At 59.3% G+C, this 13,954-nt stretch carries 15 protein-coding genes; 9 read left to right on the top strand and 6 right to left on the bottom strand.

The genetic code is table 11. The features are described from left to right. Window positions 1-120 precede the first annotated feature (120 nt). The 6 genes from ACZ25R_RS03985 to ACZ25R_RS03960 all read left to right on the top strand — a co-directional run bounded on the left by ACZ25R_RS03985 (window position 121) and on the right by ACZ25R_RS03960 (window position 5,498). Window positions 121-1,047, top strand: a complete 927-nt coding sequence (locus tag ACZ25R_RS03985) for a carbohydrate ABC transporter permease (RefSeq protein WP_374042717.1) — start codon at window positions 121-123, stop codon at window positions 1,045-1,047. Beyond that, window positions 1,047-1,895 (top strand): carbohydrate ABC transporter permease, encoded by an 849-nt coding sequence (locus ACZ25R_RS03980; RefSeq protein ID WP_472460107.1) that lies wholly within the window; start codon window positions 1,047-1,049, stop codon window positions 1,893-1,895. The genes ACZ25R_RS03985 and ACZ25R_RS03980 overlap by 1 nt, the downstream gene beginning before the upstream one ends. A gap of 17 nt (window positions 1,896-1,912) precedes the next feature. Then, on the top strand, window positions 1,913-2,992 hold the full coding sequence (locus ACZ25R_RS03975) for an ABC transporter ATP-binding protein (protein ID WP_472460106.1): 1,080 nt from the start codon (window positions 1,913-1,915) through the stop codon (window positions 2,990-2,992). Window positions 2,993-3,177: 185 nt separating this feature from the next. Then, window positions 3,178-3,963, top strand: a complete 786-nt coding sequence (locus tag ACZ25R_RS03970; protein WP_346308429.1) for an amino acid ABC transporter substrate-binding protein — start codon at window positions 3,178-3,180, stop codon at window positions 3,961-3,963. Window positions 3,964-4,047: 84 nt separating this feature from the next. Continuing rightward, a complete protein-coding gene (locus tag ACZ25R_RS03965; protein ID WP_288193239.1) occupies window positions 4,048-4,728 on the top strand; it encodes an amino acid ABC transporter permease in 681 nt (226 codons plus the stop codon). Then, on the top strand, window positions 4,728-5,498 hold the full coding sequence (locus ACZ25R_RS03960; protein ID WP_223616076.1) for an amino acid ABC transporter ATP-binding protein: 771 nt from the start codon (window positions 4,728-4,730) through the stop codon (window positions 5,496-5,498). Before ACZ25R_RS03965 ends, ACZ25R_RS03960 begins: the two co-directional genes overlap by 1 nt. Window positions 5,499-5,571: 73 nt before the next feature. On the opposite strand, the gene ACZ25R_RS03955 is transcribed toward ACZ25R_RS03960, so the two are convergent. Together ACZ25R_RS03955 and ACZ25R_RS03950 are read right to left on the bottom strand one after the other, a co-directional pair. Then, window positions 5,572-6,582, bottom strand: a complete 1,011-nt coding sequence (locus ACZ25R_RS03955) for an IS30 family transposase (RefSeq protein ID WP_464664934.1) — start codon at window positions 6,580-6,582, stop codon at window positions 5,572-5,574. Window positions 6,583-6,738: 156 nt separating this feature from the next. Beyond that, window positions 6,739-8,220 carry a sensor domain-containing diguanylate cyclase gene (locus tag ACZ25R_RS03950; RefSeq protein WP_472460105.1) on the bottom strand — a complete coding sequence of 494 codons (1,482 nt, stop codon included), beginning with the start codon at window positions 8,218-8,220 and terminating at the stop codon, window positions 6,739-6,741. A gap of 474 nt (window positions 8,221-8,694) precedes the next feature. On the opposite strand from ACZ25R_RS03950, the gene ACZ25R_RS03945 reads away from it, so the two are divergent. Both ACZ25R_RS03945 and ACZ25R_RS03940 read left to right on the top strand, forming a co-directional pair. Next, window positions 8,695-9,582: an MFS transporter gene (locus ACZ25R_RS03945; RefSeq protein ID WP_472460150.1), complete on the top strand. Its 888-nt coding sequence runs from the start codon at window positions 8,695-8,697 to the stop codon at window positions 9,580-9,582. 5 nt (window positions 9,583-9,587) lie between these two features. Continuing rightward, the gene (locus ACZ25R_RS03940) at window positions 9,588-9,833 is read left to right on the top strand and encodes a hypothetical protein (protein ID WP_472460104.1); all 246 of its coding nucleotides are present in this window, start codon (window positions 9,588-9,590) and stop codon (window positions 9,831-9,833) included. 14 nt (window positions 9,834-9,847) lie between these two features. Here the strand turns inward: ACZ25R_RS03940 and ACZ25R_RS03935 are convergent, their stop codons facing one another. Genes ACZ25R_RS03935 through ACZ25R_RS03920 form a run of 4 tightly spaced genes read right to left on the bottom strand, consistent with a single transcriptional unit; the run spans window position 9,848 to window position 13,069 of the window. Beyond that, window positions 9,848-10,723, bottom strand: a complete 876-nt coding sequence (locus tag ACZ25R_RS03935; RefSeq protein ID WP_223614599.1) for an SMP-30/gluconolactonase/LRE family protein — start codon at window positions 10,721-10,723, stop codon at window positions 9,848-9,850. 2 nt (window positions 10,724-10,725) lie between these two features. Then, entirely contained in the window at window positions 10,726-11,370 is a 645-nt protein-coding gene (locus ACZ25R_RS03930) for a 2-dehydro-3-deoxy-6-phosphogalactonate aldolase (protein ID WP_223614600.1), read from the bottom strand. A 5-nt stretch (window positions 11,371-11,375) separates the two neighbouring features. Next, complete coding sequence (locus tag ACZ25R_RS03925; RefSeq protein ID WP_288194439.1) at window positions 11,376-12,305, bottom strand: 2-dehydro-3-deoxygalactonokinase; 930 nt, start codon at window positions 12,303-12,305, stop codon at window positions 11,376-11,378. Beyond that, window positions 12,302-13,069, bottom strand: coding sequence for an SDR family NAD(P)-dependent oxidoreductase (locus tag ACZ25R_RS03920; RefSeq protein ID WP_472460103.1), 768 nt, complete (start codon window positions 13,067-13,069; stop codon window positions 12,302-12,304). The genes ACZ25R_RS03925 and ACZ25R_RS03920 overlap by 4 nt, the downstream gene beginning before the upstream one ends. A 99-nt stretch (window positions 13,070-13,168) precedes the next feature. On the opposite strand from ACZ25R_RS03920, the gene ACZ25R_RS03915 reads away from it, so the two are divergent. Next, on the top strand, window positions 13,169-13,951 hold the full coding sequence (locus tag ACZ25R_RS03915) for an IclR family transcriptional regulator (RefSeq protein ID WP_472460102.1): 783 nt from the start codon (window positions 13,169-13,171) through the stop codon (window positions 13,949-13,951). Window positions 13,952-13,954 lie beyond the last annotated feature (3 nt).

The following is a 13,954-nucleotide window of genomic DNA, read 5'->3' as shown; positions in this document are numbered from 1 at the left end:
TCGACCGGATGCCCTGGCGCCAACAACGCCAGGGCATTTTTCTCATGACTTTCGCCAATCCGGGAATCCGGTGGCGAGGGACGGGGAACTGTTTGCAAAAGAGGGGCCAGAAACATGGCAATGCAATCCACCGCGGCACTGACGCCGCAACAGGAGAGAAGGGCAAGCAGCAAGCGCCGCTTCAGCGCTGCTTTCGAGCCGTGGTTTTATCTCAGTCCGGCGCTTGTCCTGCTGCTTGTCGTTCTGGTGGTTCCGCTGATCTTCGGCGTCAGCTATTCCTTCCGCAAGTTCTCGGCGTTCAAGTCGGACTATGTCGGGCTGGCCCAATACAAGGCCTTGTTGTCCGACCCGGTTCTCGGACAGGCCCTGATGAACACGTTGTGGTGGACGGTTGCCAGCCTGTTTCTCCAGTTCTTTCTCGGACTGGGGCTGGCTCTGCTGCTCGACCGGCCGTTTTTCGGCAAGAAGGTCGTGCAGGCGATTGTCTTCCTGCCATGGGCAGTGCCGTCTTTCCTCTCCGGCCTGACCTGGGCCTGGCTGTTCAATCCCATTGTCGGCCCGTTGCCGCACTGGCTTTTTGCGCTCGGGCTCAAGTCCGAACCCACGAATATTCTTTCCGATCCCGCCACCGCCATGTGGGGCCCGATCATCGCCAATGTCTGGTTCGGCGTGCCGTTTTTCGCCATTACCCTGCTGGCGGCGCTGAAATCCATTCCATCGGAGCTGCATGAAGCGGCGGCGATTGATGGCGCAAACCCGTGGCAGCGTTTCACCAGGGTAACGCTGCCGTTCCTGGCGCCGACCATCGCCATCACCGTCATGCTGCGGACGATCTGGATCGCCACTTTCGCCGATCTCATCTACGTCATGACGGAGGGTGGCCCGGCCGGTTCGACCAATACGGTGGCGACCTACATCTATGTCAGCGCGTTCAAGACCCTGGACAAAGGCTATGCTTCGGCCGTTGCCGTGCTGCTCCTGGCACTTCTCATCCTCTATGCGGTTGTGCTCATCCGCATCCGCCGCTCGCTTGTGAGGTATTCCTGATGATTGCCGGTCGTTCTCGTAGAGCCCGAATTTTAGGAAGCATCGGTCTTTATAGTGCCGTTGCCGCCTACGTCATCTTCGCGCTGTTTCCGCTGTTCTGGACGCTGAAGATTTCCGTCACCCCGCAATCACTCCTGTATTCCGAAGGCATCACGCTGTGGCCGTCGTCTGCGACCTGGGAGAACTACAAGACCGTACTGCGTGCAACAGACTTCCCGCGTTATTTCCTTAACAGCGTGATTGTCTCTGTCATAACAGCCGTGCTCGTCACCGTCATTGCCTCTGCGGCAGGCTACGCCATGTCACGCTTTTCATTCCGCGGCAAAACCACTGTGGCCGTGACCCTGCTGCTCACGCAGACATTCCCGCTGGTGATGGTCATTCCGCCGATCTATCGCATCATGGGTGAGCTCGGGCTGACCAACAGTCTGACCGGGCTGATCATCATTTACACGGCGTTCAACATCGCCTTCGCCACCTTCCTGATGCAGTCGTTCTTTGATGGCATCCCCAAGGACCTGGAGGAGGCGGCGATGATCGATGGCTGCAGCCGCAGCCAGGCGCTGCGCCGGGTCATCATTCCGCTCACCCTGCCGGGCATGGGCGCGACGCTCGGCTTTGTTTTCACCGCTGCATGGAGTGAACTGCTCTTCGCCCTCATGCTGATCAGCAGCGACAGCCAGAAAACCTTTGCCGTCGGCCTGCTCACCTTCATCGGCAAGTTTGCTGTCGACTGGGGGCAGATGATGGCGGCCTCGGTGCTGGCGCTCATACCGGCCTGCCTGTTCTTCGGCTTCTTGCAACGCTACCTCGTGACCGGCCTGACCGCCGGTGCCGTCAAGGGATAATCGAAAGAGATAAGCTCATGGCTTCCGTCACCATTACCAATGTTCAGAAAAACTATGGCGCGATGAATGTGTTGTCAGCGGTGGACCTTTCCATTGCCGATGGCGAGTTCGTGGTGCTCGTCGGCCCGTCCGGATGCGGCAAGTCGACCCTGCTGCGCATGATCGCCGGGCTGGAGGAAATCTCCGCCGGGGAAATCCGTATCGGCGAGCGTGTCGTCAACGACGTCGCACCGAAGGATCGCGATATCGCCATGGTGTTCCAGTCCTACGCGCTTTATCCGCATATGGATGTGGCATCCAACATGGGCTTCAGCCTGCTATTGCGCAAAACCGCCAAGGATTTGGTTTTCGACCGCGTCGGGGCGGCTGCCAAGCGGCTCGGTCTCGACGTCTTCCTGCAGCGCCTGCCGCGCCAGCTCTCCGGCGGCCAGCGCCAGCGCGTGGCCATGGGCCGCGCGATCGTGCGCGATCCCCAGGTGTTTCTCTTCGATGAGCCATTGTCCAATCTTGACGCAAAATTGCGTGTGCACATGCGCACGGAAATCAAGGCGCTGCATCAGCAGCTGAAGACGACATCCGTCTATGTCACCCACGATCAGGTGGAAGCCATGACCATGGCCGACCGCATCGTGGTGATGCATGACGGGGTGATTCAGCAGGTCGGCACACCGCTCGAACTGTACGACCATCCGGCCAACCTCTTTGTGGCAGGCTTTATCGGATCGCCCGGCATGAACTTCCTGCCGGCAGTGGTCAACCGCAGCGATGCCACGGTTGAGGCGCGCCTCGGTGATGGCCAGACCATTGCCCTCAATGCAAAACTGCCCATCGAGGACGGCGAGCGGATAACCCTCGGTATCCGCCCGGAAAACATCGAAGTCGGCAGTTCGGACGCGTTGGAAGTCAAGATCCAGGTCATCGAACCTTTGGGGCTGTCGACACAGTTCTACACGATCCTGGCTGATGTGCAGGTTTGCATCTATGCGATGGGCCGGACGGACCGCAAGCCGGGGGACACCATGCGCATCGGAATCCGGGCCAGTGACGTGCACGTTTTCAACCCGGCAACAGGGCAAAGGATCGATCCGGCGGCCTGACGTGCAAACATGGCTCTGCCGGTCTTTCAGGCGAGGAATTATTTTTCCTTGTATCGGGTATTCGTGGTATTAAATTCACAAATTCGCGTTTGATGACAGCGAATAGTGCCTGTGCATGCTTAGGACAAAGTGACATTTTCCAATCATCCGCCGAAAGGCTTGGAAACTCAGGATGGAAACAAAAAATGAACTGGCTCAAATCCCTACTCGTCGTTGGCGCTCTGCAGGCTCTGGCAATTGTGCCGATGCAAACCCAGGCGCAGGCGCAATCCAACCTTGAACAGATCAAGACGGCCGGCGTGCTCAAAATCGGCACGGAAGGCACCTATGCGCCGTTCACCTATCACGACACCGCGGGCAAGCTGGTTGGCTTCGATGTGGAAATCGGCGAAGCCATTGCCAAGAACCTTGGTGTGAAAGCCGAGTTTCTCGAAGGCAAGTGGGATGGCCTGATCGCCGGGCTCGATGCCAAGCGCTACGACACGGTCATCAACCAGGTCGGCATCACCGAAGCGCGCAAGGCGAAGTATGATTTTTCCGAGCCCTACATCGCCTCCAAGGCCGTGCTGATCACCAAGGGTGACAACACGGACATCAAGTCTTTTGCCGATCTGAAGGGCAAGAAGTCGGCCCAGTCGCTGTCGAGCAATTTCGGCAAGATCGCCCAGAGCAATGGCGCGGAGCTTGTCGGCACCGATGGCTTTGACCAGTCGATCCAGCTCCTGCTCAGCGGCCGTGCCGATGCGACGGTCAATGACAGCCTGTCTTTCCTCGATTTCAAGAAGCACAAGCCGGACGCCAATGTGAAAATCGCTGCAACTCAGGACAATGCCGATTTCTCCGGCATCATCATCCGCAAGGGTGAACCGGACCTGCTTGCCGCCATCAACAAGGCGCTTGTAACCATCAAGGCTGACGGGACTTACAAGCAGATCGCCGACAAGTATTTCGGCCAGGACGTTTCGAAGTAAGGCTGTTTACGCCCGGAAAAAAGTACGCTCTAACAGGGCAGGGGGATCACACTCCCTGCCTTTTCTTTTGAGGGAGATGCAGCCTTGTCCCATTGGCTGACACTGATGCTTGAATCGCTCGGGCCGCTCCTGTGGGCCGGGCTGATTTTCACCATTCCGCTGACGCTCTTGTCCTTTGTCCTCGGGCTGACCGTCGGTTTGATCGCGGCACTCGTCCGGCTGTTTGCAGCCTGGCCCTTCGTGGCCATCGTCAAGTTCTATGTCTGGATCATCCGCGGCACGCCGCTGCTGGTGCAGCTGTTCCTGATTTTCTACGGGCTCCCCAGTGCCGGCATCGTGCTCGACGCTTTCACCGCGGCTCTGATCGGCTTCACCCTCAATATCGGCGCCTATACGTCGGAAATCCTGCGTGCCGTGATTTCATCCGTACCGCGCGGGCAGTGGGAGGCAGCCTATTCCATCGGGATGACCTGGTCGCAGGCCATGCGCCGCACCATCCTGCCGCAGGCGGCGCGTGTGGCGGTGCCGCCGCTGTCGAACACCTTCATTTCCCTCGTCAAGGATACATCGTTGGCTGCTGCCATTACCGTGCCTGAAATGTTTCAGGCGGCGCAGCGCATCGTTGCCACCACCTATGAGCCGTTGATCCTCTATGTGGAAGCGGCGATCATCTATCTGATCCTGAGCTCTGTCCTTTCTTCCCTGCAGGCGCGGCTCGAACAGCGTCTCAATCGTTATGGCGGATTTCTGGAGGCACGGTCATGATGATTGAACTGAAGCATATCGAGAAGCGTTTCGGCGATCTGACCGTGCTGAAGAATGTGTCTCTGAGCATTGCCGAGGGCTCGGTCATGGCGCTTGTCGGACCCTCCGGCGGTGGCAAGAGCACCTTGCTGCGCTGCATGAATTTGCTGGAAATTCCCACCTCCGGCTCGGTGGAGATCGATGGTGACAGGCTGGATTTCCAGCCCGGTGTCAAGGTGACCACCAAGTCCATTCAGCTGGTGCGCCGGCATTCGGGCATGGTGTTCCAGAACTTTCAGCTGTTTCCACATCGCACCGTGATCGAGAACGTGACGGAGGGACTGACGACCGTTCTGAAGTGGCCGAAGGAGAAGGCGCGGGAGCGGGCCATGGCGCTGCTCGACAAGGTTGGCCTTGCGCACAAGGCGGAGGTATGGCCGTCAACCCTCTCCGGCGGGCAACAGCAGCGTGTCGCAATTGCGCGCGCGCTTGCCCCGTCGCCGAAAATCCTGCTCTGCGACGAGCCGACATCGGCGCTCGATCCTGAACTCTCGGGTGAAGTCGTCGATGTGCTTGCCCAACTCGCACGTGAGGGAACGACCATGGTCATGGCAACGCATGATCTGCGCCTGGCTTCGCGCATCGCCAACCAGGCCATCGTGCTCGATGGCGGCGTGATCGTGGAGACCGGCACGTCGCACGACATCTTCACCCAGCCGAAGCAGGAACGCACCAAGCGCTTTATCGCGACGCTGACCCATGAGGGTCATATGCATGGCGAGGGTATCTGAGGGTAAAGCCGTTTGAAATAGAACCCACCCAAGTGTGAGTTCTCGCTGAAGCGCGACTTGCACGCTTTTGAAGCTAACCCGCACGCCGTCTCTGCGCGAGTAGTTTTTGCCGGAAGACTTCTGCTGGCGTTTTGTAGCCAAGGCATTTGCGCGGTGTGGAATTCAGCCTGTTGCAGATTTCCGTGAGATCACGGTCGCTGATCGACAGCGGATCAACCTCTCTCGACAGCCATTTCCTGGCCCGTCTGTTGGTGTTCTCGACAGTGCCTTTCTGCCAGGGCGACTGCGGATCGCAAAACCATGTTTGCGTTCCGATGCCGGCCTGCAGGTAGGGCCAGTCAGTGAACTCGGTGCCGCGGTCGAAGGTGATGGAGCGGCGGGCAAAATGGGGCAGGGACTGCAGTGCTTGGATCAGACCGTCCATGACAGGTTTCGACTGCCGATCGTTGTTGCGTAGAAACACGGCAAACCGGCTGACGCGTTCGACCAGAGACGTCACATTGGCTTTTCCGAATTTCTTGCGAAATTGGATGAGGTCACATTCCCAATGCCCAAACTGTTTGCGCGTCGCCACGACATCCGGGCGGTGCAGGATATTGACGTCCGGGCTGAACCTGCGGCCATGACGCCGTCTGGCATGCCTCGGCCGCCGCCGGGCACGGTGTTCCGGCAGGTGCCGCCAAAGCTTGATCGCATGGCCGTCCGGTGAATAGGCGAACTTGTAGATCGTCTCGTGGCTCACACAAATCGGATGCTGCTCCAGCTGCATCCGACCGGCTATCTGTTGCGGTGACCAGCCATGAATAATGCGCTCGATCACGGATTGGCGCAGATGCGCGAACCGTGCCAGTTTGCGGAGCTTGGCACGTCGTTCACGTGCCATGTCGTTCGCCGTCACACAGTAATACCCGTTAAGTTCGGGCATTTGCACGTCGGTGAAGGTATTACGCCTGAGCTCACGAAAAATCGTCGAGCGATGACGCCCAAGTTTTTCAGCAATGATGTCGACCTTGACGCCTGCCGTTCGCCAGTGAGCGATCTTGCGGCGTTCATCCATGTCAATCTGGGAGTAGGTGCGTTCCACGGGCGATTCCTTGCATTGGATAAACCATTGTTATCTATTGCAAGTCGCGCTTCATCCTTGAACCCACCAAGATCGCCATTAAGATCGCATAAGAGTAGTTATGGAACTACGCTTTGTTGCCGGGATACAGACATGTCCCGGCAACAGCCAAGGCGATCAGCCCTGTTCGCGCACGGTCGTACCGCTGCGCCAGCCGGTTTCACCGGTCGAATAGCGCAACCGCTTGTCCTGGTACATCTGCAGGTCGGCGCGCTTTGCCACGGCTTCCAGTTTCTCGCCGGCAGCACTGGTGGCCCAGCCAATCGAAAAACTCAATGGAATATTGGAATAGTACTGGTTGTTGATCTCGATCAGGCTGACGATTTCCTCGACGACCGCCACCGCACCGGCTTCATCGACTGCTGGCAGAAGCACCGCAAATTCATCGCCGCCGATCCGCGCGGCATAATGCGGCGGCTTCACGGCTTCGCTGAGGATTTCGCCGGCCCGGCGCAACAATCCATCACCGACACCGTGGCCCCATTGATCATTGGTTGTCTTCAGTCCGTTGAGATCGAGGATGACGATGGAGACCGGAAAGAACTCGCGGCGTTCCAGCCGGTTCAACTCATCGACGTAGAAGGCACGGTTGTGCAGACGCGTCAGCACATCATGCTTGCCGAGATATTCAAGATAGGCTTCGGCTTTCTTACGCGCGGTGATATCGGTCAGCGATATCTGAACCAGCGACCAGTCTGTTTCATGCCCGGGCAGCACGGAAAACTGCAGAAGGACATGGCGTTCGGAGCCGTCGAGCGCGTAATTGACCGTCTCCCGCTGATGGAACAGCTTGCCGTTCCACAGGTCAATCAGCTGTTCACGGAAATGCACGTTCATCTCGTCCTTGAACACGTCGGGCAAGCGGCGCAGCAAAGTCATGGCGTCCGGCGCCTGGAAAAGCTTGAGCGTTTCGCGGTTCACGTCGATGACACGGATTTCGCTGGCGCATTGCTGGACGAATTCTGGATGAACATCGGTGAAAACCCGGAAGTCTTCGATGCCGCGGTTGCGCAGCCCGTCAAGCAGCTTCTTGATCTTGCTGAAATCCTCGACCCACAGGGATACGGGAGAATGCTCAAAGAGACCCTCGGCATAGCGCTGGCTTGCCGCGTGCTGCCGTCTCGCTTCTTCCCGGTCGGTCACGTCCTCGATGGAGATAAGAACCTTTTCCCAGCTTGTTTCATAACCGGGCAAGACCTTGCCGCGCAGCTGGATATCGAGCCGTTTGCCGGACAGCGAATAGTTCACGGTGTCGCTGGAAAATTCGCCCTTGCCTTGCCAAAGCTGCGCCAGTTCCTGCACATGCGTCTGCAGCATGTCGTCGCGGAAAATGGCACCGAGATTGGCGACGAGTTCGCTGAAATCAGCGGCTTCAAACAGCGACAGTGTCTTCTTGTTGACCTTGATGACGCGGATGAGCCTTGCGCAATCGCGCACCCGGTTTTCATCCTCGCGCAGATAGGATGTGATGTCGTTGACACCGGCCTGCCGGAGGGAATCGAAGAATTTCCGGACATCGCTGAAATCTTCCAGCCAGAGGGAAATGGGAGCAAGATCAAATGCGTCTATTTCGTCCTGATGCAAATTCAGCTTGTCCATCGGATTATGTCTCCCGGCCGGAGGAATATGGTTAATATTCCAGCCTGATTGGCAGCTTTGACGCTATTGTCAACTACTCCAAGTTGCGTTCACTGCAAATTGCACCGGTTCTCCCGGACATGTGTCCGGAAACACGCATCGGCGCGGCTTTTTTCGCTTCAAGGGAAAGCCAGACACCCTTCCCTGCCGCCTCTAGTCCGTTGGTCTAATTTTCGGTCATTTCGATCTGATGTAGGCTTTTTGTGCGAGGATAATCCAACAGAGCATGATTATGACAAACCCAGCATATGCAATTGCGACAGCCGATGGAGAGGCTCCGGTAGCCATAACCGCTGGTTGTACTTCGGTGTTTTGGTCGCCAGAAGTCATCTCGCTGCATGGCGATAGCCAGAAAATCGGTTGAAACACGGCGTTTTCCCGCGAACTATCCTGCCCGCGGACAGGACAGTTCGCGGGCTTGCCATTGCCCAGACGATGGGTGCCGTCGCCGCCGGTGTATATTTTTCCAGTTCTGCCTTGTTCTTTTCCAGAGCATCCGGTTTGGCGCCGCTCGAAATAGGCCTTGGCCTGACGGTAGCCGGATTGGTTGGCTTGCTTGTGCCATTGCCCATCGGCATTCTTGCCGATCGCTGGAACGCGCGCAACATTGCGGCGTGGCTGACCGTTGGGGCCGGCGTCTGCGACTGGATTTTCCTGTTGGTTAGCGGGGTCACGGCCTTTGTCATAACCGCCTGTTGCTTTGCCGCATGTCTGCGTGGCGCCATGACCGCGCGCATGGCGATGATTGCGACCCTTATTGATGCCAGCCAGCGCACGCAAACGAGCGCGTATCTGCGCGCGCTAGGCAATTGCGGCCTATCGGCCGGTGCCATGATCGGCGGCCTGGCATTGTATTTCGACAGTTTGACCGGCTATCGGCTGGCCTTTGCCCTTGGCGGGGCAATTTTCCTCGTTGCTGCCGCCCGTGGTGCCGGGGCTTGCCACCGTCCGGAAAGGTTCTCCGCTCACCGTGCTGGGAGACCGGCCCTATATGATCCTGACGCTGCTCAACACGGTCATTCTTCTCTACATTCCTCTGCTCAACATGGCGCTGCCCCTGTGGATTGCCCTGCACACCAACGCCCCGCTTTGGATCGCTTCGGTCCTCTATGGCTTGAACACGGTAAGTGTCATGCTGATGCAGGTGCGGCTGGCACGCCGGGTCACCAATGCATGCGAGGCGCGCAGGTCGATCTTCTTCGCCACCCTTCTGCTGTCTGCGGCCTGTTTCCTTTTTGCAGCAATGGCTGTGCCGTCGACGGTATGGCTGACGGTGGTATTCGCTCTACTGGGCGGCCTTGCTGCATGTGTCGGGTGAGATGATGCACATGGCCGGAGCCTGGGATCTAAGCTTCAGACTGGCGCCACCGGGACAGGAGGGGGAATATCAGGGTTTCTTCAATACCAGTTCTGCGGCCGCCGAAATGTTCGGCCCCATTCTGCTCACGGCGCTGCTGGTTGGCTGGGGTTTGCCGGGCTGGCTGCTTCTGGCCATTGTCTTTTCAGCCACCGGCTTCATCATCATGGTCCTATTCGGCAAGCAAGCATATCTGGCACGCGGCCTTTCGGGTTGAGACGGGCAAGATTGTCACAGCCGGACGGGCGGATCGAAACGCCCCTTCCCGGCCAGCTCGATCAGGAATGTCTTGCCGGCATTGGGATCGGATTTTTGCTCCGCTTCCGTCATGTCATGATAGGCAGTCGTTACCACCAGGGTTGCGGAGTCGGCGTCGATGAACGCCGGGCAGGATGGTTGCCGCGCCGGGGTTGCGATCGAACGGATCCGTCTGCCATCGGGCGAATAGACATCGATATGCGAACGGCCCCAGCACGCATTCCAGAGATTGCCGTCGCGGTCAACGACGGAGCCGTCGATGCCGCCGGCGTCCTTGTGCTGGTAGAAGACCGCGGGCTCGCCGATGGGCAGGCCGGTCTGCGGATCGGTATCGACCCGCCAGATGATATTGCGGGTGGTATCGGCGAAATAGCTGATACGTCCGTCCGGCGAGAAGCAGATCGAATTGGTGATCGAAATGCCGGTGAAAAGGGTGCGCAGCTGCCCTTCCCGGTACCAATAGATCGATCCTGCCCCCTTCTGCGATTTCTTGCCCATGGTGCCGATCCAGAAGGCGCCCGCCGGATGGACGCGGGCATCGTTCGAGCGGGTCACCGGATTATCCGCCTCGATGGGCTGGTGCATGACCGTATGTCCGGTCTTGCGGTCGCGGATGAACAGACCTGTTTCCGTCGCGATCAGCTGGCGCCCCGCATCGATCACCGCAAGCGCACTCGCCATCTGGCCGAGCGGATGGATTGCGGCCGGACCCCCGGCGCGCGGCTTCTCGAAAAGCCGGCCGGTGACGATATCGAACCACCAGATCGTGCTTGTCAGCGGATCGTAGCCAGGGCCTTCGCCGAGTTCACATGGGTCGTCGTGCAGGATGCTGATCTTCGGCTGATCCATGGTCAGGCTCCGGCTTGGAAGGTGCGGTCATAGGCCTCGACCGTGGCCCTTGCCCGTTCAGCGACGTGGGAAGCGGATGCGCCGACCTTGTACAGGCTGGAACCCAGGCCGAAGGTGCGAACCCCGACCTTGGCGTAGGCGGCAAAGCCGTTCTCGTCGACGCCGCCGACGGCGCCGATGACTGTTCCCTTCGGCAGGATGGCGCTGATCGCCTTGATGCCGTCCGGCCCCAGGACGCTTGCCGGGAAAAACTTGAGGCCCGAGGCCCCGGCCTGCAAGGCGGCCAGCGCTTCCGTCGGCGTGAACACGCCGGGCATGGTGACCATCCCGGCCCGGGCGGCGGCGGCCAGCACGGCGGCATCGACATTGGGGCTGATCATCAGGCGGCCACCGGCTGCATCGAGGCGCGCAATGTCGGCGGGATCAAGCACGGTGCCTGCCCCGATCAGGACATGGGACGGCAGTGTCTTTGCCAGCAGCTCGATGGACTGGAACGGTTCGGGTGAATTCAGCGGCACCTCGATGACATCGATACCGGCTTTCACCAGTTCTTCGCCGATGGCCAGCACTTCATCCGGCTTGACGCCGCGCAGGATCGCGATGAGATCGCGCTTCAGTTTAGGCCAGGGAGCGGACGATTGGGGCATTGGAATTATCCTTGTATGGCAGGCCAAAGCTGTGACGCGGCAACGAACAGGCCCTTGCGCACCGCTTCATCGGCGTCGACGATATCGAAGTTCAGGCCGGCAACGGTCATGGCTTTGGCATAAAGCGTGGCCATCGCGCCGGATGCGACCAGTGCAATGGTGGCCGAGGTGCCGAATTTTTCCTTGGCCCCGGCAATTTCCGTTCCGATGAGCAGACCGGACAGTCGCGACGCGGCACCGTCCGGCGGCAGATTTTCCAGCAGCATCGCCGCGCGGATGCCGAAGAGCTCGCCCAGCATGCGCCGGTTGCCGCCGAGCATCAATTCAAGCCCTGCGGTGAATTGGGGGTGGTCCGGTGTCACCGCTTCCGCGGCGTTGCCGATGGAATGACGCAGGATCGAATGCCCGGCCAGAAGCGCATAGAGCTCGCCGGTCAGGAAGGTGGAAAATGACGTTGCCCTGCCCTCGTCCAGCTCGACCCATTTCGAATGCGTGCCGGGCATCGCCACGAGGCCGCTGCGCAGGTTGCGCGCCAGCATGGCACCCAGCAGCTGGGTTTCCTCGCCCCGCATGACATTGGGCGCGCTGCCCGACTGCGACAGACCGGGAATGATACGCACGTCGCGCCTGATGCCGGCAATCTTCACCGCCCCGGAAAGAATGGCGGTGAGATCCGCCGGAACCGGGACATAATTGGCTTCCACCCAGCCCTGACGCGAACCCGCCATGCCGCAGATGATGACCGGCAAATCCACCGGTGCGCGCAGGCTGGCAAGATGATCCTCGAGCGTTTCAGCAAAACCGCGCGCGCGGGAGGTATCCAGACCATCGTCCGAACGCCGCTCGGCGACGACATGGCCTTCACGGTCGAGAAGCCAGAGACGGAAACGGCTCGTTCCCCAGTCGGCAACGGCATAGGTTGCAGCGGTGGTCACAGATAGCCTCCATCGACAATCAATGTCTGGGCGGTGAGCATGCGGGCCGCATCGGAGGCGAGAAACAGGCAGGGGCCGACCATGTCGCCGGGCTGGATCTCTTCCTTGAGAACCTGCTTGCCGATGTGGGACTTCAAACCGTCTTCCGTCACCCAGAGTTCGCGCTGGCGGTCGGTGATGACCCATCCAGGCGCGATCGCGTTGACGCGGATTTTCTCCGGCCCGAGGCGTCCGGCAAGGCCTTTGGTCAGGCCGATAATCCCAGCCTTTGCAGCGGTATAGGAGGGAAAGTTGCCCTGATTGATCATGAAGGACGTCGAGGTGAAATTGACAATGGAACCGCCGCCCGCCTGCCGCATGCCCGGCACAACGGCCTGTGCGGCAAAGAACTGCGGACGCAGATTGACCGACTGGTTCTTGTCCCAGTATTCGACGGTCACATCATCGATGTCGTGCCTGTCGTCCCAGGCGGCATTGTTCACAAGCACCGTCACCGGGCCGTGGGCCCCAATGGCGCGGCTGATCGAGGCCCGCAGCGCTTCGATATCGCGCAGGTCCGTATTGAGATAGAGCGGCCGGTTGCCATATTCGCGGTCGAGGCGCTCCGCCAATGATTGCGAGGCTTCATCCGCAATGTCGATGAAGGCAACGCGCGACCCCTGGCGCACGAACCCCTCCGTCAACGCTGCGCCGATCCCGGACCCTCCCCCGGTGATCAGGACAGAACGATCTTTCAGGTCAGGGAAAATCGCCGAGGGCATCATGAGAAAATCTCGCTGCAATGTTCCATTATTTGGAACGTGATTTGACTATATAGAATAGTCATCCTATGGTGCCGAAAGTCAAGAGGCGGTTGCGATTCAATGGGCAAGACACGGGAAAATTCAACGGGGACGCTCGGCAAGGCGCTTGAGGTCGTGCACATCATTGCGTCATCGCCCGTGCCGCTTCGATTCACCGATGTGCTCAAACTGTCCGACCAGCCGCGTGGTACGCTGCACCGGCAAATATCCAATCTGATCGAGGAAGGACTTCTCGACCTGAACCGGGATCACTCCTACGGTCTCGGGCTGCGCCTGCTGGAGCTCGCCTCCAGGGCCTGGGCCAGCAATGATTTTCGCACCATTGCCGAACCGCATCTGCAGAGACTGCACGAACAGACCGGTGAAACGGTTCATTTAGGCGTTTTGCGGGGTATCGAGGTGATCTATCTCGACAAGGTCGAAAGCCGGCAGAGCGTGCGCATGTATTCGCAGATCGGCAATACCGCCCCGGTCTATTGCACCGGCGTCGGCAAGGCAGCCCTGTCCGCCCTGCCCGACGATGAGCTTCAGGCGCGCATTGCCCAGATCGCGTTTCAGCGTTTTACTCCGAGCACGCTGCCCGATGCCAAGGCGCTGCGGCAGGAAATCGAACAGATCAGGGCGGAAGGCAATGCCTATGACCGGGAAGAACACGAGGCGGATATCTGCTGCGTTGCCGCGCCGATACATGCCAATAACCGGCACTTCGTTGCGGGCATTTCCGTCACCGGTCCTGCCTACCGCATAACTCCGGACGTCTTGCAGTCCTGGGCCGGCATTACCCGCGCCGCGGCTGCCGCGATCATGGCAAACATGGCCACACGCCTTTCACCCCGCGCATAGGCT

The organism is Phyllobacterium sp. RCAM01083, assembly GCF_055685835.1.
The sequence above is the reverse complement of the archived record's forward strand: the minus strand, read 5'-3'. Positions and strand labels throughout refer to the sequence as shown.

Bases quoted from the DNA above. Each gene is read 5' to 3' on its own strand.
- ACZ25R_RS03950 (WP_472460105.1), bottom strand. From the start codon at position 8,220: ATGGACAAGCTGAATTTGCATCAGGACGAAATAGACGCATTTGATCTT.
- ACZ25R_RS03960 (WP_223616076.1), top strand. From the start codon at position 4,728: ATGATTGAACTGAAGCATATCGAGAAGCGTTTCGGCGATCTGACCGTG.
- ACZ25R_RS03985 (WP_374042717.1), top strand. From the start codon at position 121: ATGCAATCCACCGCGGCACTGACGCCGCAACAGGAGAGAAGGGCAAGC.
- ACZ25R_RS03975 (WP_472460106.1), top strand. From the start codon at position 1,913: ATGGCTTCCGTCACCATTACCAATGTTCAGAAAAACTATGGCGCGATG.
- ACZ25R_RS03980 (WP_472460107.1), top strand. From the start codon at position 1,047: ATGATTGCCGGTCGTTCTCGTAGAGCCCGAATTTTAGGAAGCATCGGT.
- ACZ25R_RS03920 (WP_472460103.1), bottom strand. From the start codon at position 13,069: ATGATGCCCTCGGCGATTTTCCCTGACCTGAAAGATCGTTCTGTCCTG.
- ACZ25R_RS03970 (WP_346308429.1), top strand. From the start codon at position 3,178: ATGAACTGGCTCAAATCCCTACTCGTCGTTGGCGCTCTGCAGGCTCTG.
- ACZ25R_RS03915 (WP_472460102.1), top strand. From the start codon at position 13,169: ATGGGCAAGACACGGGAAAATTCAACGGGGACGCTCGGCAAGGCGCTT.
- ACZ25R_RS03935 (WP_223614599.1), bottom strand. From the start codon at position 10,723: ATGGATCAGCCGAAGATCAGCATCCTGCACGACGACCCATGTGAACTC.
- ACZ25R_RS03940 (WP_472460104.1), top strand. From the start codon at position 9,588: ATGGCCGGAGCCTGGGATCTAAGCTTCAGACTGGCGCCACCGGGACAG.
- ACZ25R_RS03930 (WP_223614600.1), bottom strand. From the start codon at position 11,370: ATGCCCCAATCGTCCGCTCCCTGGCCTAAACTGAAGCGCGATCTCATC.
- ACZ25R_RS03945 (WP_472460150.1), top strand. From the start codon at position 8,695: ATGGGTGCCGTCGCCGCCGGTGTATATTTTTCCAGTTCTGCCTTGTTC.